This is a genomic window from ANME-2 cluster archaeon (assembly GCA_019429385.1).
In the GTDB taxonomy this organism is placed as follows: domain Archaea; phylum Halobacteriota; class Methanosarcinia; order Methanosarcinales; family Methanocomedenaceae; genus Methanocomedens_B.
Genome location: JAHYIS010000027.1, coordinates 13,647 through 38,864, shown reverse-complemented (window position 1 = coordinate 38,864; position 25,218 = coordinate 13,647). Strand labels below are relative to the sequence as shown.

The window sequence follows — 25,218 nt, the reverse complement described above, 5'->3', positions numbered from 1 at the left end:
CTGGGTTCAATATCAGGCAGATTATCGGATTCAGGGTCGTCCAGGTTAGTTCCGTTGAAAAGGTAAATGGAAAGTCCTTGCCATTTAAAGTTTTTTTTCGTTCATTCAATTCACCGCAAAGTACGCAAAGACCGCAAAGGCGTTGCTGCATTAACTTTGCGTGCTTTGCGGCACATTATTTAAATAAAATTATATTTTAACAGCCATGGAGGCACTCCACCACCAACAACTGAATATAACTACCCATCACTACCACCCAACAAGAAACACCCAATGCCTGATAGAAAAATGGAAAAGCACCTTCCAGCACCCCACACCACAAGGGAAGGGCGGAGCAGACCGGGACGGGCACCATATATAAGTGAACCAGAAGGGGCGGTAGCAGAACCATAGAATAGATGGGGGCTGGGTTTCATTATTTTTTAGACACAGATTTACACGGATTAGATGTTGCATACATTACTTAAGTCAAATGTTGCGACGGCACACCCAACCGCAGCAGTGCTGCGGGGTATAACGATTTAGATTAACGAAAGGGATGAGCGTATACTTATTCGATTATAGTTACAATCACGATATATATTTGAAAATCTCCTCTATATCACTTTCAGAAAATGAATAGTAGTCTTTTCGTCTCAAACAATCAAGAATCTCTTCAAGTTCTTCTCGCACAATTATAACCTCTTCTATGATGTTTGCCACCAGCAGGCTCTTCAAATCATATACTTTGGAGATACCTTCTTTGAGTGCCGATTTCCCAAGCTTCGTGTCGTCTGTCAACAAAATAGCATCTTTAGACTTTGCCAGAACAATACATTCGCAGTCCACAAGACTCAGGTTATACTTATCCTGAAGTCCATATGCTTGTTCAAATTCTTCTGCATCCGGTGATATTATACAGATTTTGTTCTTTACATCCGTAAAACTAAGCATTTTCCCGATCTTATCAACAAATTTGAATCCTGCAATCTTGTTTGTGTCCAATTCCCTCAATATAGATGGTGTGATATAACAGAAATGCTTCCTGAATAATATATCCAGCAAACATAATCTATCGATCTTAGCCAGTGAACTTAAAATGCAGGTGTCGATGAGTATCATCGTACTAGCTCTGCTAATTCACTTCCCTTATTCCGGGAAAAACCCCTTCTTATCTTTACACCTGCCTTTGCCAGAAAATCCTTTATTTCCTCTGTACTGACCCCTGCCAATTCAGCAGCTTTTGAGATGGATATCTCATCTGCCTTATACATCTCTACCACAGCTGTTATCCGCATATCCTTCCTGAACTCAAAAAAGGTTCTTAAAGCATCATCTAAAAGTTCATTTTTTGTTGAATATACCCCTCCCCGGACCAACGCATCTGCACCACTGGATGTAATTATAGATGTAGCACTGCTCATGATTGTTACCTCTTCACTTGCGTACTCAGTATTTCGAACCATTCACTAATAAGCTTTTCTTATCACATGTTGCATTTAGTAGCACATCCCTGTTGAAAAAGATAGCTTCAAATAGTCGCGTGGCATAACGGATCTTCTGACGTCGCTGTTCGTGGAACTTATCAGGTACAGAGCCAGGTGAAGCAGTAGGTTGAATTTACATTACTCTTTCATGTGTATACACACCCCAGCACAGTCACCAGTGCGGTGGGGGGGCGGGAGAGCAGGTCAATGCGAACCGCTGAGGTGCGCAGAGAAAAGTAAAAACGCTCTGCTCACTCCGCGTACTCTGCGGTTCAATTAAAGCAACAAGGCTGGCTGCCACCATACCGCCCTTGCGGGCTGCGGTGTCAGGGTCAGTTGTTTAAATGGTTGTTATTGTATAGCAGCACCCAAACCCGACTCAGCAACGTAAGGGCTGAGGGGGGGTTCATTATTTTATTCATTGCAAAGGAGCATGGTCCTCTGGATGTGTGTTCTTTCCTGGTTTAAATTGTACTAATTATATATTTCAACAGCCGTGGCGCCACTCCACGCACTACAAAATAATACAACCGTCCACACCAGGTCAGCAGCAGCAGGGACAGCGCAGGGGAGTGGAGAAAGGTGGGGCTGTTATTATCGATCCAATAGACCCCTGAAACAGCTTGTTCAAAAGAAAAATATGGCACACACCCGGGCGAAGGGAGCCCTGGCATGCATAGAAGTGTCACACGCGGACGTCCATGATGACCTGCTGGCTGCCAGGTTCAATATCAGGCAGATTGTCGGGGTCAGGGTCGTCCAGGTTTGTTCCGGTGAAAAGGTAAATGGGAAGTTCTTGCCATCCAAAGTTTTTCTCGTTCATCTAATTCACCGCAAAGCCGTAGCTGCATTAACTTTGCGTGCTTTGCGGCGCATTATTTAAATAAAATTATATTTTAACAGCCGTTGAGGCCACTCCACGCACAACATCCAGCGCACCCCCTAACCGCCCGCCGTTCTCCTTCCTCCCGCTGCCCCTGTCGCACGTATCCGGCGGCCCGACATTGATACTCTTGTACGCAATCGTGTGCTCATGCGTCCGGGCGTGGGATAGGGGATAGGCGAGGGGGGCGGAGGTGGTGTTTGTGCCGGTTCGATATAAACCTGCAAAAGTTGTCAGGTTAGAAGAAAAAGATTGCACACGCCAGGTTAGGTAATCCAGAGCATGCAGAGGAATGTCAGACGTACCGTTCCATGATGACCTGCTGGTTGCCGTCGAGGAATGTGGCAGTGACTATGACGTGGTCAATATAGGTAAAATTGTTACTGCTGACGATGGACGCGGTACCGGGTAAAATGTCAGCTATACCGTTACTGCTGTTTTTGTCGTTGAAATAACTATTAACAACAACACCATCTGCTGTGGTTACCCTTACCGTAATAAAATCCACGGAATCGGCATCTCCGCCTCCCAGGTAGGTAACATCTATCTGGCTGGGGCTTACCTGCGATATAACGGCTCCCACCATGTACTGCTTCTGAACACCGCCGCCCACGCCGAACACGTATGCAGCAATGACCGCAGCCAGGATAACAGTGATGGCAACCATCAGGATAACACCAATGACCGGGGATACTGCGTCATTGTTTTCTGATATTGTTTTAACGTTTTTCATGATTCGCCAGGTTTTTTTATATCCCGCATAAAGATGATATTTTGCCGTGTAACCGATTTGTCTCTTAATAAAAGAAAAGAATGTGATACCGAAGTATCACATTTCAAATGTGTATTTAGATGTAGGTATCCAGAATTACCTGTTTTGAACCGTCAAGGAATGTTGCAGTAAGCACTACATGATCTCTTTCGGAGAAATCATTTGAATTTGCAGCAGCTTTTACACTTATTGAAGTCCCTACGGTTGGATTGTTATTACCAGGTTTGGTTGCAATTGTGAAATTTGCATCTTTATCATAATCATATACATTACCGTCTGATGACGTTATTGTAATATTTATATAATCCAATGCGTCAGCATCAGGACCACCAGCATATGTAACATCAATCTTCTCGCTTGAGATCTGTGACACTGTTGCCGCAACCACATACTGCTTGGACAGGGAACTACCCATACCGAACACGAACGCTGCAATGACTGCAGCCAGGATGACAGTGATGGCGACCATCAGGATAACACCGATGACCGGAGATACTGCATCTTCGTCGCGTGTGAATTTTCTATTTGCTTTCATATTTCTCTTCTCTCCTTATTTTTGTTTTTTAGCTAATATTCGTTTTTCGAGCTTCTTTTCCCACATATCAGTTGCCTGCGTGTATTCGCATTCCAGATAATGGGCCACAGCTTTGGCGAGAGCGTCCTTGGTATTCTTTTCACCCGTTTTTTCTTTGAGGGCATTCAGGTCATCTTCTATAATGACCATCTGAGCGTGCATAATCTTAGACATAGTTTCACCTTGCTGTGGATATTGACACACTGAATTATAAAATTTTGGTATTGATTTTATATTCAAAGTATCAACGTCTCATAAATCATCATTATAAGTATGAGGTATATAAACTTATCTTTTATCGGAATCGGCAGGAGTATTTTTTGCGACCGGGTGCAATATGTGAAAAAAAATAGCGCAAAATCGAATTATGAGAACAATATTTTTTCAACAGGCATATTGAACCGTGAAGAACACGAGTTTAATACATAGCATATAAGAGCAGAGACTCATAAAAAAATCTTCACAATTGGAATAACATCGTTTCAAATTCAACCGCCACATCAGGAGCAATCAGGACCCCATCCTCGAGCATCTGCCGGAATATCCCACATGCTCCCCCTTTCCCTGGCAGGTGGAGTTTCACTGCTTTTTAGTAGAATGTACAGGACACCCTTTGTTTTACCACCAGGTAACTCTGCGATGGTCGATACCTCCTTATCGTTATTAACAGAAAAGAATCAGTCATCAGGGCAAGAGTTTTTACCTCTCTTTCACCCAAACCCAGTTTTCAATGTACGGCCATTATGAGCTCATGAGAAAGATACTATTAGCTCATCCATCATATTTTCCCGATAAGATTACCGGTCTCTGATACCAGCAACCCCTACTCCCTGAACCGCCGCATCAAAATCCCTTCCGCCACCTTGGGCAAAAAAAGAGTAGACTTTTGCGGGAAATTCTTCATCTCGGTATAGGCCTTGTATTCCACATCCCCAATAGCCAGCGGCCGCATCAAAAACGCCACCATGAACCCCTGCTCGTCAACCTTCCTTACCGCCTCGGCCACACTGTCCACAAACCCGACATTATCCACATTATCCCCGTTCGCCAGGGGTTCTATCACCCATTCATTCAGCGAGATATAATCCAGCCCAACCTTCTCATCCAGGCAACCTGACAACCGTTCCACCTCATCCCCGTGAGCCTTAAGAACCGTAAAATCCCTGCCGTCATACATCCCTATCCTGACATCCAGCGCATCATCCCTGGCACCCAGCATCCCATAGAACGCATCACCCGGTGCCCCCTTCCACACAACATCAAAATACTGCTCAATCTGCGAATCCAGCATCTCCCTGTCCAGCCGCCTTATGCACCGGTGCCAGGGTAACAGCAACAGCGCGCGGTCTCCCCCTTCCATGAACATCATCATGGTATATTCCACGCCATCCCTCAAACGCAACTCATTGGCCGCATTGTACCGGTGATGCCCGTCAAGGATAAGCAGATCTCTATCAGCCATCATTGCCTGTATCTTCCCCACCATTTCCCGGTCAGTGATCTCCCAGAGCAGGTGCCTGATACCTTTCAACGAAACATCCACCAGCGGCGGCCTGTCCTCCCTTATGACAAGGTCAGGTCGCCTGAATCCCAGGTACTCCTCAAGCATATTGTTCATATCATGCCCGGGCATACTGTACTCGGCCACAATAGGCGCAAAATTCATGCCAGACGCCTTCATCACGTCATAGCGCTCGACGGTATGTGTCTCAAATATCCGCTCATGCCCCACAATGCTCCCCTCGCCCAGCCCCTCCACCCTGACCAGGGCAACCAGCCCGAACGCAAAATACACATCCCGCTTCGCCGCAGCAGGTATCTGTCCCAGGATATCTTCAGGAAGGCTGTACCGTATCCCGTAGATATAAAACCCGGGCTTCTCACGCTCCACAAGCACCCCATCCCGGAAAAAACGCTTCAGGTTCCCGGTGGACCCGGCAATGAACTCTTCGCTCCCGATGCTCTTATTTCGTGTAGTGATATGGATCACGTTATTGCTTTCGACGCCGTACCGGGCATATTCGGTCTCATCAATAGTATCATAGACCGGGCATACAAGCCGGTCCCTGTCAGGGAGCTCAGGATTCAGTATCGTGCTTTTGAAGGGTTTTATTGTGACCATTATGGAGCATCCTATGGTTTATATGTGCACCCACAGTATTACTTTTTGGACCCGGTTCAACCAGGCATGGGTTTTCAGGTACTCAAGGGTAAAAGGATAAATTAAATTTTCTATTGTACAATACTATTTCAATATATGTGCAGTTTCTTATCCATAACCAGAGGATAATCCAGCACATAACAAAAAATATGATATACTATACAGGACTAATGACCTGTGGGGATTATATGAATGTCGAAATCGGATTAGTGATGATAATTATCGGGATAGGACTCATGGTAGCGGAAGCCATGCATCCGGGATTCTTCGTGGCCGTGCCAGGGACCGTCCTGTTAGTAATGGGGGCGGTGTTCATATTGCTGCCTGAATTTTTTGAACAGTGGAGCCCCATCATAATGGTCGTAACCGCATTGCTGGCAAGTATCGGTACTATCATTCTCTATCGAAAGATCGCGCCCGGACAAAAACCGTATTCTACCAGTATGGATTCCCTTGTCGGAATGAAGGGTGTCGTAACCACTGACGTTCAACCAGGTTCAATATCAGGAAAGGTAAAGCTCAGCAACCGGATGTGGAGCGCCACAGCTGAATCGGTCATTCCCGCAGGCAGGAAAGTAAAGGTAATAAGTTCTGAAGGAGTCCATGTAAAGGTCATTGAATTTACTGAATAACGGTGTATGGAAAGAGAGAAAAGAGAACAAACCGGTCATACGACAAAAAGGGAGGATAAATTATGGTATTAGGTATAAGTTTTGGATTAGGATTGATCATTACCGTAGCATTGATACTGATATTCATATCAGGTGTCACTATCATACAACCCTATGAACAGGGTCTGTGGGTAGTGCTGGGACGGTACAACAGACGCCTGAATCCCGGTTTCAACTGGGTGTACCCGCTGATAAGTGAGGTCATACGTCTTGACCTGAGGACACAGGTGCTGGATGTGCCGAGGCAGGAGGTCATCACCAAGGATAACAGTCCCACCAATGTGGACGCGATTGTCTATATCAGGGTTATTGACCCCGAAAAAGCATATTTTGAAGTGGTCAACTACCACATTGCCACCGTCAGTTTAGCCCAGACCACATTGAGGTCAGTGGTTGGCGATATGGAACTGGATGAAATACTGTATAACCGGGATTTCATCAACACCAAACTGCGGGATATCCTGGATGAGGCCACGGATGCCTGGGGTGTGAAGGTAGAGGCCGTAGAGATACGGGAAGTCGATCCTGTTGGTACGGTCAAGGAGGCCATGGAAGAGCAGACCTCTGCCGAAAGGAAGCGAAGAGCTGCCATACTTATCGCCGACGGCCAGAAGAAGGCTGCTATCCTCGAGGCAGAAGGTTCCAAACAGTCCAGGATCCTCAATGCTGAGGGTGTGAGGCAGTCCAAGATACTCGAAGCTGAAGGTGAGCGGGTATCCAGGATATTGGTAGCCCAGGGTGAGTCCCAGAGCCTGAGAATACTCAGCGTAGGTGCAGTCCCCCTCGATAAGAAGGCTATCTCTGTACTGAGCATGAATATGATGACGAAAATGGCTGAAGGCCAGGCCACCAAGATCATCTTCCCCATGGAGATCTCTAAGATGCTCAACCAGGTGAGCCAATATCTGGGTGCCAGCAGTGAAGTACCCGAAGTGGGCGACACCCTGGATGTGGAGAAAATTGTAGGCAAGGCAGAGGAAGTACTTGGCAGCATACCTAAACCTGAAGAGCTGAGGCGGGAAGTCGAGAAGATAGAGGAAGCCCTGGTAAAGGAAACCCAGGAAACAATGAAAGCCGGGGAGGCTTTGAAAGAGAAGGCAATGTCTCCTGATAGGTCCGACATCCACATCTTCAAGAAAAAGGATGAACAGTCATCCGGCGAATCCGAAACCAATTCAGAAAAGTGATTGTATCCGCTGCGGAGCGGTCAAACACCGCTCCTTTACCTTATTTTAAATATTAATAACTTCATATTCCCGATACGTGAGCGTCAATATCAGGAATGCCGGTACCGGAGATTTACCGTACATCACAGGCATCCTGTCACAGTACATACTTGAGACCGAACTGGTAGAGGACAACATTGACCAGTTCATCGTAGCCGAGAAAGGAGGCAAGGTCGCAGGATGTGGATGCCTGGATACTAGCGCGGGCGTGGTAGAGGTGAGGTCTATCGCAGTACTGCCAGGATGGAAGAACAAAGGGGTCGGGCGGAGGCTTCTCGAAACGCTGGAGCAAAGGGCAAAGGGTATGGCCGACCGGATATATGTAAGGACCACGGCCAGGGGATTTTTTGAAAAGATGGGTTTCAGGGCACTGGATAATTCACAAAAACCTGTGCTATGGCAGGACTGTGCTGGTTGTGACAAGCTCGGCGTTTGCATGCAGGTACCCATGGTACGGGAATTGAGGTGACAGGATGCTGACGCTGGGATTGGTAAATACGTATGATAAGATCAAGGTGCTGGACGCCCATTACCGCTCCATTGCCAGGGCAGCACCCATTGCCTACAGCTACGGATTCGCGCTGGCGCTGTTCGATTACCCGTTCGGGATGAATGCGGAGGAACTGTGCGATTATGTGGCTGACAAGACCACTATCGGCAGGTCAGGGAAATACCTGCTTGAAATGCTGGAACATAACCGGTTCTTTGTGTTCGACCTGCCCAAAAAAGGATTCCAGCCCCAGTTCGGCGTGCCGGTGGTAACCACTTCCAGCCCGGACCCGAAAAAGGCTATTACCCCGGCGGAACTGGCCGATGAGATACAGCAGGGCGGGTCGTACCTGATGCTGGTTGGGCTGGGGCATAAAGGGCTGCCAAAGGAGCTGTTTGAGAGGGCCCGTTATCACCTGGATATTACGGGGGCGGGCATTCCGCTCGAGACGTGTACTGCTATCGGGGCCGTGCCTGCGGTGCTGGCAACGCTGGTGGGGAAGAAGAGTTAGTCATTCACGGTTGCGTTCTTTTTCAGATTCCTTATGTTCCCATTCTTTTGTAAGATGCTCAACATCTACATCGGCGAGTTTTAATGAAAGAGAATCATAATTGATTTTGACGGTTTGTTTAGTTTATGGTTGTTTATTAGGTGGTCTTTTCTCGTGCAAGATCCAACCGGCAGAATCTATCTTCCCGTTTGGCATGACAACAACAGTGTTCTCTCCTGTCCTTATACGAGTTTTCCTGAGAGTCACACTTATTATCTCTCCTCTGTGATTCAATGTCTCTATCTCATCACCAATATCAAAATGCTTATCCAGAATAATGAATATACCGGCAATAGCATCTGATAAAATATCTTTTACAGCCAGAGCTACCGCAGCCCCAACTAAGAACGAGGCTCCTATTAATGGTACAAGAATCTCCTGCAAATTAAGCTCTCGGGTAATATACATAAGAACACTGAGGCACTGCCCATTGATTTTGCTGCAATGAACCTGAAATATCCATTTATAATCACCGATTTTGCCTGTTTTCTTGATGAATGAAATTGAATTGACTATAAACACGAAATGAGAGTAATCACCTTTTCAAGAGTATTGCTAATGCAAAAACCACCAACAATCCTCCCATTAATGAAAAACCTGGCACTTCAAGCCCATTCCCCGTTGATGTGGCGTCCTGTGCAGGAGTAACGGTCCTCAACGGAACAGGTGTCATGCCTGCATCTTCCCTGCTCACGTTAGCATAGGTGGTCAATTGCACAGTAGTCTTGGCCAGTACCCGTGCATAATTATACTCCACGATCTGCTGGCTGGGCGATTCGAGTGAATCCGCAAACTCGTATGCGCTCACTGCCAGGATAGGTTCAATACCCGCATCTCTTGCCTCTTCAATGGCTATCATTGCAGCATTGGCACTGCGCTCTATCTTGGTATCAATATCTGCATACCCCATCAGGCTGATTGAAGTGCTGGCCTGCACAATGGCAAGCGATGAATCGAAAATGGCCCCGCTATAATACCCCCTGTCATATTCTATCCTTGCCCTCTCGAGGGATTCATCAGCATTCCTCAACAGTCCCCAGAGCCCGTGCAGGTTCTGCGATTCGCTAACAATGGTCTGGGCATACGTGACCACTGATGATGCCGTGCCTACATACCAGCCGGCACGCTCCTTTAACGTGGCATCAGAAGTAACATGCTCTGAATTTACCAGGGACAACCACCAGTGCACGGTTTGTGCTCTCATGGATGCCCATGCAAGTGATTCAATAAATACCACATCTGATTCGGATGAGCGTGCATCTTCCAGGAACTGCTCTGCCATCACTACCCGTATCTCAGCAGCACCCACACTGTCCACATCCAGTACTCCCCCCTCCTTGAAACGTTCCAGTTCAAGCCGGCTATCATTTATCTCTTTGCTTACATTATTAAAAAGACCGGTCAAATATGCCTCGCTTTCGTTCGCCTGCTCGTATTCCTCCCACCATTGAACGAACTTCAGGTTCTTAAGTACCATCAGTCCGATATTGGTGGCTGCATAATACTGCTCACGACTATATTCCTTCTCTCCGTTCTTCAGCATTTCCCGCTGGATATCAAGTGTGCTGTTAAACCGGGTTGAGATGTTCTGTGATTCCCCTATCTTCCGTTTTGCTTCGTCGAGCACATCTCTCGACAGCGGGCGCAGCGTGTCCATATATTCTGCTGACCAAACACCTTTTGTAGGTTCTGGCATCTCGATGACATAGCCGGTCAACAATTCCACGGCCTCCTCGATGTTTACAACCTCAACCACTGTTACGCCCTGCGCTTTACCACGCTTGACCACATCAACCTCAATAATCTCGCCCTCAGTCGTTACAACCGGGCCATCGTGGTTGACCTTAGTTTCCGTGACAATTACTTTGGTCTGGCCTTCAGGCACGATGAACAGGGTGGCACCGTGCCGGGCAGCAGCATCCAGTTTATAGGGAATTCCTCCCACAGGTCCAATACTGCCGTCAGGATTGATCATACCAGTTATGACCACACCTTTTTTCACAGGCAGTTCCTTGATATCAGCAATCGCGGCAACGGTCAGGGCGGCACCCGCGGAAGGACCACTGATAATGGGAGACGTGACCTCGATTATGAAATAAAAATCATGCTTGCTGGGGTCGATCCCGGTAATGTCTGATGCCACCAGCGTTGCCATGCGGGCCGAACCCTGCATATCCACCTGGGTATAGGGTTGGGTATCCACGAACACGTGACCATTTCCTTCAGTTACAATCACGGTAGCATTGAGCAGGACTCCCGTTTCCCCTTCTATTGTGGTATATGCGGCAACCAGGGGAATGGTAACCCCTTCCTCCAGATGTATCGCAGATACGGGAACCACAAGTACCAGTATCAAGAAAATCGCTGAAAAAACCCTCGTATGCCAAACGTTTATTGCACTCATCAGGTTTTTCCTTCTTTACGTTCGTCAGTGATACTGTCCAGGGACACATCCCATTGAGAATGGTATTTCAATCAATGTATTTACAGGACTGCGCTCTTGAACTCTTCCAGGCCCATATCATCAATGAGTCTGCCCAGGCGTTTCTTCTCGCCCCTGTTCTTCATGAATTCAATGATCCTGTCTACCAGTTCAAATGCACCGGCATCATCCAGTCCTTCTGCAATGACATCTGCAATTCTGGGCTTGATACCTGAACTGCCGCCAGCGAGGAGTTTCCAGCCTTTGGTAGTGCCGATAAGCCCGATATCCTTTACACTGGATTCTGCACAGGTGTTCTGGCATCCCGATACTCCTATCTTTAATTTGGAAGGCAGTTCCATGCCGTGATACAACCCGTCCAGTTTCAGGCCAACCCCCACTGCATCCTGTTGACCGCGTTTGCAAAACGTAGTCCCTGGACAGATTTTCACGCTACGCACACACAGTCCGATGGCCGCACCTGCAGGCATGCCCAGGTCAGCCCATATGCTGTCAAGGTCATCTGCTTTTAGTCCTACGATAGCAATGCGCTGTGCCGATGTTATCTTGATGGCAGAGGCATGGTATTTCTCGGCCACGTCAGCGATTTTCCTAAGCATGCTTACATCCATTATACCTCCGGGGATGTGCGGGGCTATGGCATAGGTTTCTTTATCTCTCTGTACGATTGCTCCTTTTTCTGGAATATCATTTGACATAATTTCTAACCTCCAGCAACAATATTATGGGTTATAGGTAATATGGGTTATGTAATTTCAATACATAATTATTACTTTCACTCCGCTCTGGTTAACTATATCTACCATCCAAATAATCTACAGTTTGCCTCTCTAACAATAACAAACTGGAGGCTTGAGGAATAGGAAATGATAAAAGAAACAGCAAAGCAGATTGAAGGGCGTTTTAGCCAGAGGGGTATTAACATACCCGGTAACGAAATTGAAAGTCGACTTGATAAACTTGTGAACGAGTTCAAGGTTCCGGCTGAAGAAGCACACCGAAGTGTGGTGAACTATTTTCTTAAGGAGTACAATATCCCGCGTGGGGATTTCTACGTACGGGACAATGAAGTATCCACGATTAAGGTAAATGAAATTACCACTGACGGCAGATGGGTAAACCTCACGGTCAAGGTGGCACAACTCTGGGATAATAATCATGAGAGCATTGACCAGGTGGGCCTGATAGGAGATGAAACAGGCACCATCAAGTTCACAAAGTGGGCCCGTGCCGAGTTGCCTGCCCTGGTGGAAGGAAAGAGCTACCACTTCAAGAACGTGGTCACAAGCAGCTACCAGGGACGCTTCCAGATAAACATGAACCGCACCAGCCAGATCGAAGAGATCCAGAAGGATATCGAAATTGGCACTGTGGATGTCGAGTTTACCGGTGCGATGGTGGATATACAGGCCGGTTCAGGTCTGATAAAGCGGTGCACTGAATGCAACCGTGCTCTTATCAAAGGGGTCTGCGGTGAACATGGTAAAGTGGAAGGGACTTATGACCTGCGCATCAAGGCAGTGATAGACGACGGACTGATAGTACAGGATGCACTGGTCAATCGTGAAGTGACAGAGCAGCTAACCGGTATTACCCTGGATGAAGCAAAGCAGATGGCCACCCAGGAACTTAACCAGGAAGTAGTGCTTGAAAAGATGGCAGAAAAGTTATTGGGTAAATATTATCTGATCAATGGTCCAAGACTTGACCGGTATATACTGGTTGAGAAAGTCTCACCTCTCACGCTCATGGAAGCGGGTAAGGTTAATGCTCTTTTGACCCAGCTGGAGGCCTGAACAATGGCATCACAATACACAAGGGAAGTTGCACACAGGGTGTTTGCACAGGAGTTCAGGGATTCCGATCTGTCCTTCAAGGATAGCAATGACCAGTATTCACCCCAGTATCTCTTGACACCTACCGGTGCAAAGATAAACAGGATGTTCATCGTGGGTACGCTGACTGAGAAGGAGGATATCGGAACTGACGCAGAATACTGGCGGGCACGCGTGGTAGACCCTACCGGCGCGTTTATCATATATGCCGGACAGTACCAGCCTGAAGCTGCCAGGGCCATAGCAGAAATAGAAGCACCAGCATATATTGCCATCGTGGGTAAGCCCAGTACATACCAGACCGAAGACGGTACCATCCTGACCTCGGTAAGACCGGAAAGTGTGCATGTGGTGGACGAAGCAACCAGGGGGCGCTGGGTAGTGGAGACTGCACAGCGTACAATAGAACGTATCAATAACCTCAACGGTAACAGCCCCGATGCCACAAAAGCCAGGGAGCACTATAATACTGATGTTTCAGTGTATAAACAGATGCTGGTGGATGCATTAAAAGAATACTCGCAGGATTGATACAGTGTATTACAGGGGCTACTTGCCCCGTTTCTTTTTTTTATCTCGACAAAAAGCATTTATGCTTAAATAGTCCTTTGTACAATCTCTAAGTGGTGATATTGTGGTTTTTGAGATTGAAAAGGTATATGCAAGAGAGATACTGGATTCCAGAGGAAATCCAACCGTAGAAGTTGATATATCAACATATTGTCGCGATACCCGGTCAAGGGGTTTTGGACGGGCCAGTGTTCCCAGTGGTGCATCTACCGGTTCGAATGAAGCACTTGAAATGCGTGACAGGGATAAACGCTACCGTGGCAAGGGAGTACTTTCAGCTGTCCACAACGTGAATGCTCAACTGGGTCCCGAGATCATAGGAATGGATGCGCGGCGTCAGCGGGAAATTGACCTGATGATGATAGAACTGGACGGTACACAGAATAAGTCCGTCTTGGGTGCCAATGCCATCCTGGGTGTAAGTCTTGCAGTGGCCCGTGCGGCAGCCAATTCATTGAACATCCCACTCTATCAGTACCTTGGAGGCACAAATTCATTCACCTTACCGGTCCCAACCCTCAATATCATAAACGGTGGACAGCATGCCGGCAATGACCTTTCAATTCAGGAATTCATGATACAGCCGAAAGGAGCCGAGACCTTCCGGGAAGGATTAAGGTGGGCTGCAGAGACCTACCATGTCCTGGGTGATATCCTCAAGGAAAAATATGGCTCAGGAGCTACGAACGTAGGTTACGAAGGCGGATATGCCCCGCCGTTGAGTATTACTGCAGATGCTATGGACGCCATAACGGATGCCATTGATATGGCCGGGTATACCGAAGATGATATCACCATTGGTATTGACGCTGCAGCTTCATCCTTCTATAAAGATGGCAAATACTACATTGATGGCGAACAGCTAAACGCAGGCGAACTCGTTGATTATTATCTCGACCTGGTGAACACGTATCCTGTTTATTTGATAGAAGATGCTTTTGAAGAAGAGGCTTTTATGGATTTTGCAAACCTTACCGAGGAACTGCCCAACACCATAATTGTTGGAGATGACCTTTTCGTTACCAATGTAGAGCGCCTTAAAATAGGAATTGAGATGGGAGCATGTAACTCATTATTGCTCAAGGTTAACCAGATAGGAAGCCTGAGTGAAGCCTTCGATGCCGCAACCACCGCACACCACAACGGGTACAGTGTGGTGGTGAGTCACCGTTCAGCAGAGACCGAGGATACTATGATAGCCGATATCTCTGTGGCACTGGGTGCTGAACTTATCAAGACCGGAGCACCTGCCAGAAGTGAACGTACCGGTAAATACAACCAGCTTATGCGCATTGAGGAAGAGCTTGGTGAAGCGGCCCACTATATGAGGATTTGAAATTCCGATTCTATCCCGGTGATACGGTACTTACAGGGAACAAGAAAATCCCCCCATCGGTCGGATTAACTTGAGTACAAAAAGTTATACTTTATGTACTAAAATAAGACAGTAGTACTGCAATTATCACGGTAATGTATATTGCCCTGAAATTACCGACACCGCCCAGGTTAATATATGCACTGCCCTCGTTTTGTTCAGATATATTGAACAACGACAGGATAACTCCCAATACGATACCAAATACACCTGAAACAAGTACTACAGTGGCAATATTACCAGGATCGAGTATCAGTGCGAAGGGGATGGGGAGCAACCCGATATGATCAGGTATGACCATACCTATTCCGGATTTGAATTCAGTTAACAGGTGAGTGGCTATCACGACTATCAGCATGATCTCCAATGCTGCAAAACCTGGATTATTGATCACTGCATACATTGAAAACAACAGCGGTAAAATGAAACCGCCCAGGTTCAACGTGATCCTGGTATTGAACACCAGTTCATCACCGATATCAAACTCGTCTTCGAGCGGTACTGAATAGAACTCACCCAGCAGCTGGATGTTCTCCTGGGAAAGATCCGGTTTCTTTGTCCTCATTCGGTAGACAGGTATCTCCGTGGATGAAAAAACCAGCATGCTTGCCAGTAATAAGATCAAGAGGACCGGGTGTATGTTCCACTGGCTGCCAAGTACATTGGTGTAAATCAGGTAGCATATCGGCAAAAGCATGAGACCGAACAATCCGAACATGTGTAAATCCTTTTTTGATATCATTCCCCGCATAAGATTCTACCTCTTTGTTAAATATTATTTTAGATTGTAGGAGAAGTTAATAAACCTGATTGTTCTATTTCATTTCATAGATAAGTAAATGGCTATTATTTATATTGTTTTACAATCAATGATATAAACGGGGCATTGCAAAAGTAAAGGGAAATATTATTCAAATACGGGAAATATATACGGGATAACATCAAAAGCAAGGAGATAGTAATATGGGTTTATTGAATCGAATGGGGACTGTAGTAAAGGCAAAAATGAACAAGTTGATGGATAAGATGGAAGACCCACGGGAAACCCTGGATTATTCCTACCAGAAACAACTTGAATTGTTACAAAATGTCAAGCGGGGCGTTGCTGAAGTAACCACTTCCAAGAAACGGCTTGAACTGCAAAAGGCAAAACTGAACCAGAATATTGATAAGCTGAACGGGCAGGCCCGGGATGCTGTCAAAGCCGGCCGGGAAGACCTGGCACGACTTGCACTGGAGAGAAAGAATGAACTATTGTCCCAGGTCAGTTCCCTTGACCAGCAGATCACTGACCTGAACAGGGAACAGGAAAAACTCCAGGTCGCTGAAAAAAGACTGTCTGCCAAGGTAGAATCCTTCAGGACCAGGAAAGAGACCATCAAGGCCCAGTACTCGGCAGCAGAAGCCCAGGTCAAGATCACGGAATCGATTACAGGTATCAGTGAAGAGATGGCAGATGTAGGTCTTGCTGTCCAGAGGGCAGAAGAGAAGACAGAGAACATGAAAGCACGTTCCGCCGCACTTGATGAACTGCTGGAACAGGGTACGCTGGAAGATTTTACCGGCAAAGAGGATGATATCGAAAGGGAGCTTGCAAAGATAAGTGCCACCAGTAGTATTGAATCCGAGCTTGCATCACTGAAAGAGGAGGTAGGCAAATGATCGTCAGGATAATGGGTGAAGGGCAGTTTAAGGTCCCCAGCAGTCTGCTGGACGAACTGAATGTCATCGATAACAGGATAGTGGGTCACGTGGCAAAAAGAAATGAACGCGACTTCAAGAAGGAGCTTGGTAACCTGATAGCATCGATAAAAGAGAACGGGACGACTCTGGATGATGCCGAGATCGTGGAATCCGACATCATTGTGCCCCCCGCTGACCTGAGCCTGGAAGAAGCTGCCGGGATTTTCAGTGGAGAAGGACTTATTCAGGATTAACAGGTCCAATTAAAATGGTATCCCCCAGAGAGGGTACCATTTTTCCACATTTTTCTCAATGGGAAGTTCGCTGTCCATCACTGACCTGAGCCTGAATTCCAGGTTGTTATCCCTCTGGTGGTCACCTTTGGGTACAAATGGATAATAACCCCCCTGCTTGTAATTGTAGATCCAGTAGACTGTACTTTCACCCTGGAACCGGTAAATGGCACATAATAATTGTTCACTGAAATCCTGCTCGATAAGGGTCTGGGAAATGAGATGGATGTTGGTTACCAGGTCTTCGAAATCCGGGTCCTTGAGCAGTACCCACAAATAATTGAATTCATCCTTTTGCACCCTGTATTCAGTACCGGTCTCCTTACAGCTATACTGGAGCAGCTCCTCAATTTCCAGACGTGCCGCCGCATACCGGGAAGATTCCATGGATTTAAAACAGATGCCGGCTGACCCGCCGGGTTTTAATCCCAGGTTAACATCAAGAGTAATGCTGGCTGTTGAAATGGCAAAAAGCCTGTCTACCTTTGCTTTGGGAAGTTTACTCTTCCCCAATAGAGCATCCAGGAATCCCATTACATTTCCAGCTCTGTTTCTAATTTTTCGAGTGCAGCAATGCGTTTCTCGACTGACGGATGAGTCGAGAACAGGTGCATAATGGATGAACCCGATAGTGCAGGGATAATGAAGAAAGCGTTCATGCCCTCCACTTTTCTCAGGTCGTCAGTTGGTATCCTGGGCATGATACCGCTTATTTTCATGAGGGCAGATGCCAGATGAGAAGGTGCTCCCGTGATAAGGGCCGACCCTCTGTCTGCCGAGAATTCACGGTACCGGGAAAGGGTCCTGATAAGCAGGAGACTGATGACCCAGACTAATATGGATACCAGCCATACCCCCATGATGCCGCCGGACTGCCTGTCTCTGCCCCCTCCGAAGAACAGGAGGTACCGCACAAGGAAGAACGCCACTGTCGAGAGGAAACTGGCAATGGTCATTACCATAACGTCCCGGTTCTTTATATGGCTCAGTTCATGGGCAATAACTGCTTCCAGTTCACTGGAAGTCAGGGTTTTCATGATACCGGTAGTTACAGCTACTACAGCATTCTTTGGACTCCGGCCCGTTGCAAAAGCATTGGGAACCGAGCTGTTGACCACAGCCACTCTTGGTTTGTGGATGTCTGCCATGGCGCATAGCCGTGAGATCATTTCATGAAGCTGTGGCTCTTCACTTTCAGATACTACCTTAGCCCCCATGCTCATAAGGACCAGTTTATCTGACAGGAAATACTGGATGAACATGAATCCTCCAATAAAGATGATCATGACATTCATCCCTGCACCCTGGTACGATAAAAATGCCAGGAAGAACAAGTACACTGCCGCGAGCAGGAACATGGTGAACAGCATCCTGCCCTGTAATCCCCAGTCCGTATTCCATTTTCTCATATATTTATTGACACCTCTTGATAACAAATACTATTCATTCATTTGTATTGGTTCTTTGCCATTTAAGGGATTTGTGGTTACTGTTCATACATTGAATGAGCAAATTGTATATTGATACATTTCTGTTCGAACCTATTATTTTTCTCTTGGCATGCAGATTATCTCCCGTATCTGCAAACCGTAGAAATTATTGGAATGGGCAGGTTTGATCACACAGGCCACATCAGCACCATACGCGGTCCCGCCTACAGCGATGACCTCGCCTTCCATGGTCAGGGCGCCGGAATCCGCTGCCATTATTACGACTTCCACTGCCACTTTAAAGCCTTTGCCAAAGAGCTTGCGCAGGGTGTCGGCCACTATTTCTATCCGGCTGACCCCTCCTGTCTCTTTGGACAGGGATTTCTCAATACCTGAGAACATGTGGGACTGGGAGACGATTTCAACACCCAGTTCATTCAATCGTGAGACATACTTGCTATCCATGTCCCATCTGCCTTCATCGTGGGCTCCATACTGATGGGTTACTACTACCAGGTTGATATCCTCCTCTTGCAAGGCTTCTGCCATAGCCACTCCTGTCTTGCCAGAGGTGCTTGCCACAACCACTTCCTTGATACCCAGTTCAAGGACGCGGTTCCTGACCGCTTCGATTACGGAGGCGGTGTTCTCTTTCCCGGATTTTTCGAAATATGTAATGCTTTTCTCCATGATGCTCCTCTCCAGAATGCTGATGGGAAGACTATGTCATTCATGTAGAAAAGTTTAGCCATTTATAGTTCGGTACAACAGGAGTGTGCAAAAGAGGATGTCATGTTTTTATCCTGTCTATTATCAGTTTACCAAAGAAAAGTACCAGTAAACCGCCAATGAACGCTCCGTAGAACCCTCCATCCAGCCACCAGCCAGTTTCGTCAATGGTGGAACTTATGCCAAAGACGATTGCACCCAGTCCTGATAGCAATACCGTGAAACCAGCGCCTTTCATCGTTATGCGTGCGTTGTGTTCCAGCATCTCAAGCGTAGCATTGTCTTTTGCCTGGAGGCTGATAATGGCGGCGCGGAGGGATATGAGCAGACCCGCCAGTCCAAGGAGTATCAGGATCGAGGCCATGAAACCTGAGCCAAGGTAGATATATCCATAGGTTTCAATACCCAGGTAATAGTTCCCGTAGTAGAATCCGGCAAAGTCTTCAAGAGCAAGCAATAGGGCTCCTACGCTGGTGGCAATTACCTGGCCTACCAGATATACCCCTGGAATTGTGAACTGTCAACCTTGTCCATGTTAATCGCCTGTTCTTTTTATGAGATGAGGGTATTTGAGTGTTTCTGGCAGTACCTAACGTATAACTTTGTGTACTCAAGTTAATCCGGCCATAGGATTTTCTTGTATGACGAAGCTTATTTTCTGGATTAGGGTGTACCTGTCATGAGAGGATAGAGCAGTCGGTTGTGATGTGAATGGGGGAATTTCAGAGGCAATCCAAATCAAAGACCAAAAAAATCTCGGCTGCCCCTAAATCACATACCCCGTTTCACTCTTCGGCTTGATATCCACCAGAATAAAATTCTTCATATTACTGCGCCTGATATCAGCGATATCCTTCAGCTTCAGGCCTTCCACAAAAGACACTTCGCCTATCTTCTCACGGAACTCATCGTAATCCAGCTTCACCTTTAGCCCCTTCAACCTCAACGTGATCGGCAGCGGAGACAACACCTTCTTAATTTCAGGCACCTGGTCCTCGATCTCTTTCTTCACCCTGGGCGGCATCACAGACTGCTGGTCCTTGCCAATATCTTCCCGCAGGGTATCCAGGATCTTGCCGACTTCAGCCACCACCCGGTCCATGGCATGCATCTCATCCCCCTTTCGCATGCGGTGAGCTACCCTTCCCAGCATGCTCACATACACTTCAGCATTTTTCACCCCGTCAGGAGCTATATCGGGAGCACCGGTCACCACTATGGGTATCTCAATTCCTTCAAACAATCTCGGCTTCGACTCTGTAATGCAATGCTTAAAATTCCCAAAGATATACACAGCTATATCATGCTCATTGATAAGGTCCCGTTCATAAGCGTTTATCTGGCATATCCGTGAACCGACACCCCTGCTCAGGCCTATCATGTTGGTCTTCGCCCCTTTACGGCGCAAGAACTCGGCAATATCACAGTCAAGATGCGGAAGGTGATGATAGGCCAGCGTAGGAGCCACCACAGCTATCTCAGCGCCCGAGAGCGGTGCCCTGGTCAACTCACCCAGCAGCTTTTTGGTCATATCCTCAACCAGATGGATATCCTTCATCGGTACCAGCATGATCATAACGATTTCGGTCTGCATGATATTCTTCTGGAGAATATAACCTCCCAGGTCCTCGACCAGTTCCACAAGTAGGTTATGCTTGTAGACCCCGCCCTCGTACATCATAGGTTCAAGCATTGGATGACACCCCACCGAGTAACGTACCAAGCATGGTCTGTGCCCTGTCTTTCCACTCCTGTTTTATAGCATCTTCCGAAGCTACAAAAAGAATATATTGTTTTGTCATCTGGTGATACCTGACCCTGAACCCTTCAGGAATTATCCTCAACATGGCATCAACTATCCTGTCACTGATCTCTCCTGCTTTTTCATCAATGATCATTTCACTTAATATATCCACTTCATCCATATAATCAGGAGTTTCCACCACAATAAGGGTACGCTCTTCATGGGTGATATTGCCCCTGCCGTAGCGTTCCCACAATTTCTCAAGCAACTGTGGAATATATGCCTCTTTATTAAGTTTAATAAGAACCTGATGTTTTCCGTAGTCCCCTATTTCCAGGTCCGCAAAATCCTTAAGGTGCACAGAAGCAATTCCGATATGCCGCAATGCTACAAAAATGAACACTGGCTCTGTCACGTCGACATACACCCTGACCTTTTCGATAACCCTGCCAAGTGCAAGGTCAGACAGCACATCAGAGATAACCCTCATGTACACTTCCGCCCCCACCTCTTCACCGGGCGCTTCCACGATGATCTTCTCGTCGTCTTCCATCTGTGTTACTCCTAATATGGCCTATTTATTGATGAAACCAGATGCCAGCAGCGCTGCACCCACCGCGCCTATGTACTGGGCATACGGGGGTACCGTCACCTTGATCTGTAACAGTTTCTCCATGGCTCTGGGAACACCGGCAATAAGTGCCGACCCGCCTACCATGATCAGCGGTTCTTTGACCTCAACTTCCTGCAATTGCTGCATAAAAACCTGTTCCACCACACTGAAACAAGCTGCTGCAGCCACATCATCAGCTGAAGACCCCTTGGCCAGCGAATTGACCAGGCTCTGGATACCGAACACGATACAGTAACTGTTCATCTCCACATTTTCCCGCATTCCCTTTACAGCCAGCGCACCCAGTTCAGTGATATCCACTCCGAGGCGCTTGGCAGTCATCTCCAGGAAGCGGCCAGATGCTCCGGCGCATATACCGCCCATAGTGAACATACCCGGAATACCATCCTGCACCGATATGGCCTTATTGTCCATACCTCCAATATCAATAACAGTCGCCTGACCCTTTTGGAAACCTGCCAGGTAGACCGCACCTTTGGAATTCACCGTGATCTCCTCCTGGATCAGGGAGGCCTTGAACTCCTCCCCTATCAGGAACCTGCCATATCCTGTAACACCTAGGGCCTGTATATCATCCCTGGTAATTCCCGCTTCTTTCATGGCATTGTCCAGTGCCTCGGTGGCACTTTCCATGACCTTGACCGTAGGCACCCAGCCCGTACCCACCACTTTATCGTCCTTCATGATCACCGCTTTGGTGGTGGTGGACCCTGAATCAATACCAGCGGTCAGTCCTTCCTGGTGTTCCCTGGCAAGCAGACTGCGCCGCCGGGCAGTGGTGGTCAGGGCCTCCAGTCTGGTGAGCAGAGTAGCAGCCGTTGTACGTTCAGTAAATGAATAACTGATAACAGGCAATTTCGAGTTCTCGTGAATATACCTGCGTATCTCATTTCGCACCAGTGCACCCTCGGCACACCTGAAACAGGTCGCTATCAGCACAGCATCAGCCCTGACCTTCCCATCCACCAGAGCTTTGGCCCTGGCCATCATCAACCTCAGGTCAGGACTGGCCACCTGCAGGCCGAACTCTTCCTGTACGACCTTAACATCGTCAATGGTTATCTCAGGGTAAATGATCTCTGCATCAACCATCCCGGCAGCCATTTCAATTTCCTGCTGGATACCGCTGTACACACTGCCGCAGGACAGCTGGGCGATCTTGACAAGATTCTCTTTTCCCATATCACTCATCCCCCTTTCCGGTTCCACTGGCTGACAAACCGTCCAGAAACTCACGTATCCTGTACACGAATGTCTTTGCGTCTTCCTCTGTATTGGGATAATTCAGCTCAAGGAGAGGTATTTTCTTGGCCCGCACCAGGAAATTGATAAGCTCATTTGTACGGGCGCAACCCATACATCCAAAAGAGATATCAGGCTCTTTTACAATAATGCCTGCCTCTGCCTCCTCGAGCAGTGGACCCAGCAATGACATCCTGCCCCTCACACCTGCAGGGACCTCAACAGCTGCATACTTCAATCCCCGTTTCGGGTCCTCGGGGGTAATATTGATAGGCGGCGAATCCAGACCGGCCGTGCGTATATTCTTCCCTATCTCCTGCATCATGGCCAGAGGTTCGTGACCGAACCTGTCCACGAGGTCTGACAGTATCAAACTATTACTGGGGTAAATGAAAACCTTAACCATCCTGATAACCTCACTCTGATTTCTTAACCTCTTTCTCAATTATGTCTTTCAATTCGTCAATGGTAATATGCGGTCGTGCAACGTCTTTTATCTTTGGGATCTCGCCTCTGTCTATCTCGGCCAATGCCTCACTAAAATAAGGCAGGAGGGCAAATTCTACTTCATGGTGGTGGAATCCTGGTTTTGGACCTCCGCCACGTCCTGCTCTGCAGAGGTATTTGTCCCCCGGAGGCACACCCCGCTCTTTGATAAATATACGATTGGGGTCCAGGTTCCTGAGTTCCCTGGCTACCCTGTTCACTTCAGACCTTTTACCTTCGATAACAAGACCGAAACAGGTCTCTTTGACCGTAACATCTGCCTTGCTCTCGTATATCTTAATTACCAGGTCACTGGGCAGGGTATAGGTGGAATGCAGCACTACCATCTTGCTAATTATATCATCGTCACTCATCCTGCTCCACCTCCATCACATAGACGATATCGCCTTTTTGGAAGTCCTTTAATTTCTCCGCATCGATCACTTTGCCGATTATATTCGTACAGTGGAACTTCTCACCTGTGGGACCATATCGCTTATCATCGATGGTCTTGACCCCTATCAGGCCATATGTCTTGGAAGCCTGGTTGGTCACTCCCATTTCACCTGCAAGCACAATTTCAACCGGTGTGTTTTCGGGCATAATCTCCTTGTAGGTCTCAGCACGTTTGATGGTCTTTAGCAGTGTTGTATTCTCATATGTTAAATCCACAGGCAATGGACCGAGCGGCCGCTCCTTGAGCTTGAGGGCGTGTTTGAAAAACTCTATAGTTATGGGTGCCCTATCATAATAAAATTTGATGTGGATCAACTGGTCAGGTGGAATGCAAAATGCAGATATTTTTCCCCCTTCCAATATCTCCATGGTGGTTTCTGGACGCTGTTCAACTATTATAGCATCATCTCCTTCATATCCTCCAATCTCCAAAGTAAGTCCACGTTCGTGCGCCAGGTCAATCGCTTCATTGATCTTCAGGCCCAAAAACATAACCCGCTCTGGTGTGGCAGATATCGTCAGTTTATTGCCTTTGTCAGCCAGCTTTACCAGTTCAACCCCCTTCGTCACCATTCCCACAATTGAATGTGCCATGCTGCTGGTACGGTCTTCCTTTGAAATGAATACCCTACCCATTCCATCACCCTGGGTACGTACCGCAACACTACCCTCTGAGCGGGAATCCAGCGATTCGAATGGACAATTTTCTCCTTTGAGCACGTCATCCACCACGTACGAACTGGATATATCATCTACCTTGAAGTACCCGTGACGCACCAGACCAAGGAAATGTTCTGCACCTTCAGGTGAATCTTTATTTAATTCAACCGCAAAATACGTAAATATCTTCATACCATTTTCAAGTACAGTATCCATGTCAGTTGTAGTGATCTTATCTGTAAGCGTCTCCCATTTTATTACCGGTTCAATACCGGTAATGGTATCTCCCTGTTCCAGTTTTGAAATGATGTTCTTGCTGCTTATGACCCTGGCAAATACACCGCCGTTTAGCGGGGAACCATGAGATGCTGTGTGATTGTTTTTTGCAATTATCACGTAGGTGTTCTTGGCATCATACCCACCAGCCCCGAAGATAATATCATATTTCTTATATCCATAGGTACCTCTATCGGGTTTAATACCCGTTCCAACAGGACCAAAGGCCACTGCATCAGGAGTAGCCCAGTGAGCACGCAATTCCTTTCCCACAAAAACAGTGGCCCAGATATTCAAGAATTCAGCATTTTGAGAATCCACTTCAATCTTGAACTCACCTTTGTTCGTTTTAAGACTATATTCGGTAGTTTGCTCTTCCTTTTCTTCTCCACCTTTCACAATTCCTATGGTTGTTCCTTTGTGATAGGTTGCTTTCGTCGTTGTTAGCAACTCACCCAGTGTGGTCCCGTCTTCCATCTCCATTGAAAGTTCATTTAACTCAACTGTGATCGTGCTGCTCACTAACACTCCTCCATATCAGAATACCTCTTGGACCATAATGCTTACCT

Annotated in this window: 30 protein-coding genes and 1 pseudogene; 10 read left to right on the top strand and 21 right to left on the bottom strand. The window is 47.2% G+C overall.

The features are described from left to right. Positions 1 to 570 precede the first annotated feature (570 nt). A complete protein-coding gene (locus K0A89_09635) occupies positions 571 to 984 on the bottom strand; it encodes a PIN domain-containing protein (GenBank protein MBW6518746.1) in 414 nt (137 codons plus the stop codon). A gap of 113 nt (positions 985 to 1,097) precedes the next feature. Beyond that, entirely contained in the window at positions 1,098 to 1,445 is a 348-nt protein-coding gene (locus K0A89_09630; protein ID MBW6518745.1) for a UPF0175 family protein, read from the bottom strand. 517 nt (positions 1,446 to 1,962) lie between these two features. On the opposite strand from K0A89_09630, the gene K0A89_09625 reads away from it, so the two are divergent. Beyond that, positions 1,963 to 2,349 carry a hypothetical protein gene (locus K0A89_09625; GenBank protein ID MBW6518744.1) on the top strand — a complete coding sequence of 129 codons (387 nt, stop codon included), beginning with the start codon at positions 1,963 to 1,965 and terminating at the stop codon, positions 2,347 to 2,349. A 6-nt stretch (positions 2,350 to 2,355) separates the two neighbouring features. Here K0A89_09625 and K0A89_09620 read toward each other — a convergent pair whose 3' ends face one another. The 5 genes and pseudogenes from K0A89_09620 to K0A89_09600 all read right to left on the bottom strand — a co-directional run bounded on the left by K0A89_09620 (position 2,356) and on the right by K0A89_09600 (position 5,817). Beyond that, the gene (locus K0A89_09620; GenBank protein MBW6518743.1) at positions 2,356 to 2,607 is read right to left on the bottom strand and encodes a hypothetical protein; all 252 of its coding nucleotides are present in this window, start codon (positions 2,605 to 2,607) and stop codon (positions 2,356 to 2,358) included. Between the two features lie 349 nt (positions 2,608 to 2,956). Next, positions 2,957 to 3,082 (bottom strand): annotated as a pseudogene (locus K0A89_09615) (type IV pilin N-terminal domain-containing protein). Positions 3,083 to 3,197: 115 nt separating this feature from the next. After that, positions 3,198 to 3,656 (bottom strand): type IV pilin N-terminal domain-containing protein, encoded by a 459-nt coding sequence (locus K0A89_09610; GenBank protein MBW6518742.1) that lies wholly within the window; start codon positions 3,654 to 3,656, stop codon positions 3,198 to 3,200. Positions 3,657 to 3,671: 15 nt separating this feature from the next. Further along, positions 3,672 to 3,869 carry a DUF5371 domain-containing protein gene (locus K0A89_09605; protein MBW6518741.1) on the bottom strand — a complete coding sequence of 66 codons (198 nt, stop codon included), beginning with the start codon at positions 3,867 to 3,869 and terminating at the stop codon, positions 3,672 to 3,674. A gap of 649 nt (positions 3,870 to 4,518) precedes the next feature. Beyond that, positions 4,519 to 5,817, bottom strand: a complete 1,299-nt coding sequence (locus tag K0A89_09600; protein MBW6518740.1) for a DUF1015 domain-containing protein — start codon at positions 5,815 to 5,817, stop codon at positions 4,519 to 4,521. 227 nt (positions 5,818 to 6,044) lie between these two features. Here K0A89_09600 and K0A89_09595 point away from each other — a divergent pair, with 227 nt between their 5' ends. The 4 genes from K0A89_09595 to K0A89_09580 all read left to right on the top strand — a co-directional run bounded on the left by K0A89_09595 (position 6,045) and on the right by K0A89_09580 (position 8,754). Continuing rightward, positions 6,045 to 6,488, top strand: coding sequence for a hypothetical protein (locus K0A89_09595; protein MBW6518739.1), 444 nt, complete (start codon positions 6,045 to 6,047; stop codon positions 6,486 to 6,488). 62 nt (positions 6,489 to 6,550) lie between these two features. Further along, entirely contained in the window at positions 6,551 to 7,714 is a 1,164-nt protein-coding gene (locus K0A89_09590) for a hypothetical protein (GenBank protein MBW6518738.1), read from the top strand. A gap of 76 nt (positions 7,715 to 7,790) precedes the next feature. Continuing rightward, entirely contained in the window at positions 7,791 to 8,222 is a 432-nt protein-coding gene (locus K0A89_09585) for a GNAT family N-acetyltransferase (protein ID MBW6518737.1), read from the top strand. A 4-nt stretch (positions 8,223 to 8,226) separates the two neighbouring features. Continuing rightward, the gene (locus K0A89_09580; GenBank protein ID MBW6518736.1) at positions 8,227 to 8,754 is read left to right on the top strand and encodes a DUF531 domain-containing protein; all 528 of its coding nucleotides are present in this window, start codon (positions 8,227 to 8,229) and stop codon (positions 8,752 to 8,754) included. 123 nt (positions 8,755 to 8,877) lie between these two features. Here the strand turns inward: K0A89_09580 and K0A89_09575 are convergent, their stop codons facing one another. From K0A89_09575 to K0A89_09565, 3 genes are all read right to left on the bottom strand, one after another. Next, positions 8,878 to 9,315: a mechanosensitive ion channel family protein gene (locus K0A89_09575; protein MBW6518735.1), complete on the bottom strand. Its 438-nt coding sequence runs from the start codon at positions 9,313 to 9,315 to the stop codon at positions 8,878 to 8,880. A 13-nt stretch (positions 9,316 to 9,328) separates the two neighbouring features. After that, positions 9,329 to 11,197 carry a hypothetical protein gene (locus K0A89_09570; GenBank protein ID MBW6518734.1) on the bottom strand — a complete coding sequence of 623 codons (1,869 nt, stop codon included), beginning with the start codon at positions 11,195 to 11,197 and terminating at the stop codon, positions 9,329 to 9,331. A gap of 80 nt (positions 11,198 to 11,277) precedes the next feature. After that, positions 11,278 to 11,934 carry an NAD(P)/FAD-dependent oxidoreductase gene (locus K0A89_09565; protein ID MBW6518733.1) on the bottom strand — a complete coding sequence of 219 codons (657 nt, stop codon included), beginning with the start codon at positions 11,932 to 11,934 and terminating at the stop codon, positions 11,278 to 11,280. Positions 11,935 to 12,102: 168 nt separating this feature from the next. Between K0A89_09565 and K0A89_09560 the strand changes: the two genes are divergently transcribed. The 3 genes from K0A89_09560 to eno all read left to right on the top strand — a co-directional run bounded on the left by K0A89_09560 (position 12,103) and on the right by eno (position 14,977). Further along, entirely contained in the window at positions 12,103 to 13,032 is a 930-nt protein-coding gene (locus K0A89_09560) for a replication factor A (protein ID MBW6518732.1), read from the top strand. A 3-nt stretch (positions 13,033 to 13,035) separates the two neighbouring features. Continuing rightward, the gene (locus K0A89_09555; protein MBW6518731.1) at positions 13,036 to 13,602 is read left to right on the top strand and encodes a DNA-binding protein; all 567 of its coding nucleotides are present in this window, start codon (positions 13,036 to 13,038) and stop codon (positions 13,600 to 13,602) included. Positions 13,603 to 13,705: 103 nt separating this feature from the next. Then, entirely contained in the window at positions 13,706 to 14,977 is a 1,272-nt protein-coding gene (eno, locus tag K0A89_09550; protein MBW6518730.1) for a phosphopyruvate hydratase, read from the top strand. A 91-nt stretch (positions 14,978 to 15,068) separates the two neighbouring features. On the opposite strand, the gene K0A89_09545 is transcribed toward eno, so the two are convergent. After that, positions 15,069 to 15,758: a DUF1614 domain-containing protein gene (locus K0A89_09545; protein ID MBW6518729.1), complete on the bottom strand. Its 690-nt coding sequence runs from the start codon at positions 15,756 to 15,758 to the stop codon at positions 15,069 to 15,071. Between the two features lie 221 nt (positions 15,759 to 15,979). Here K0A89_09545 and K0A89_09540 point away from each other — a divergent pair, with 221 nt between their 5' ends. Beyond that, on the top strand, positions 15,980 to 16,678 hold the full coding sequence (locus K0A89_09540; GenBank protein ID MBW6518728.1) for a PspA/IM30 family protein: 699 nt from the start codon (positions 15,980 to 15,982) through the stop codon (positions 16,676 to 16,678). Next, on the top strand, positions 16,675 to 16,953 hold the full coding sequence (locus K0A89_09535; protein MBW6518727.1) for a hypothetical protein: 279 nt from the start codon (positions 16,675 to 16,677) through the stop codon (positions 16,951 to 16,953). The genes K0A89_09540 and K0A89_09535 overlap by 4 nt, the downstream gene beginning before the upstream one ends. Positions 16,954 to 16,962: 9 nt before the next feature. Here K0A89_09535 and K0A89_09530 read toward each other — a convergent pair whose 3' ends face one another. From K0A89_09530 to K0A89_09485, 10 genes are all read right to left on the bottom strand, one after another. Further along, positions 16,963 to 17,526 carry a hypothetical protein gene (locus K0A89_09530; protein ID MBW6518726.1) on the bottom strand — a complete coding sequence of 188 codons (564 nt, stop codon included), beginning with the start codon at positions 17,524 to 17,526 and terminating at the stop codon, positions 16,963 to 16,965. After that, positions 17,526 to 18,401, bottom strand: coding sequence for a zinc metalloprotease HtpX (gene htpX / locus K0A89_09525; protein ID MBW6518725.1), 876 nt, complete (start codon positions 18,399 to 18,401; stop codon positions 17,526 to 17,528). The genes K0A89_09530 and htpX overlap by 1 nt, the downstream gene beginning before the upstream one ends. 135 nt (positions 18,402 to 18,536) lie before the next feature. Next, on the bottom strand, positions 18,537 to 19,112 hold the full coding sequence (locus K0A89_09520; GenBank protein ID MBW6518724.1) for a hypothetical protein: 576 nt from the start codon (positions 19,110 to 19,112) through the stop codon (positions 18,537 to 18,539). Positions 19,113 to 19,212: 100 nt separating this feature from the next. After that, the gene (locus K0A89_09515) at positions 19,213 to 19,608 is read right to left on the bottom strand and encodes a hypothetical protein (GenBank protein MBW6518723.1); all 396 of its coding nucleotides are present in this window, start codon (positions 19,606 to 19,608) and stop codon (positions 19,213 to 19,215) included. 309 nt (positions 19,609 to 19,917) lie between these two features. Further along, entirely contained in the window at positions 19,918 to 20,844 is a 927-nt protein-coding gene (locus K0A89_09510; GenBank protein ID MBW6518722.1) for a methanogenesis marker 7 protein, read from the bottom strand. After that, positions 20,837 to 21,448: a methanogenesis marker 17 protein gene (locus K0A89_09505; protein ID MBW6518721.1), complete on the bottom strand. Its 612-nt coding sequence runs from the start codon at positions 21,446 to 21,448 to the stop codon at positions 20,837 to 20,839. The genes K0A89_09510 and K0A89_09505 overlap by 8 nt, the downstream gene beginning before the upstream one ends. Positions 21,449 to 21,469: 21 nt before the next feature. Beyond that, the gene (locus K0A89_09500; GenBank protein MBW6518720.1) at positions 21,470 to 22,711 is read right to left on the bottom strand and encodes a methanogenesis marker 15 protein; all 1,242 of its coding nucleotides are present in this window, start codon (positions 22,709 to 22,711) and stop codon (positions 21,470 to 21,472) included. 1 nt (position 22,712) lies between these two features. Then, complete coding sequence (locus K0A89_09495; GenBank protein MBW6518719.1) at positions 22,713 to 23,177, bottom strand: methanogenesis marker 5 protein; 465 nt, start codon at positions 23,175 to 23,177, stop codon at positions 22,713 to 22,715. Positions 23,178 to 23,187: 10 nt separating this feature from the next. Beyond that, complete coding sequence (locus K0A89_09490; GenBank protein ID MBW6518718.1) at positions 23,188 to 23,631, bottom strand: methanogenesis marker 6 protein; 444 nt, start codon at positions 23,629 to 23,631, stop codon at positions 23,188 to 23,190. Next, positions 23,624 to 25,171, bottom strand: a complete 1,548-nt coding sequence (locus K0A89_09485) for a methanogenesis marker 3 protein (protein ID MBW6518717.1) — start codon at positions 25,169 to 25,171, stop codon at positions 23,624 to 23,626. Before K0A89_09485 ends, K0A89_09490 begins: the two co-directional genes overlap by 8 nt. Positions 25,172 to 25,218: the final 47 nt, after the last annotated feature.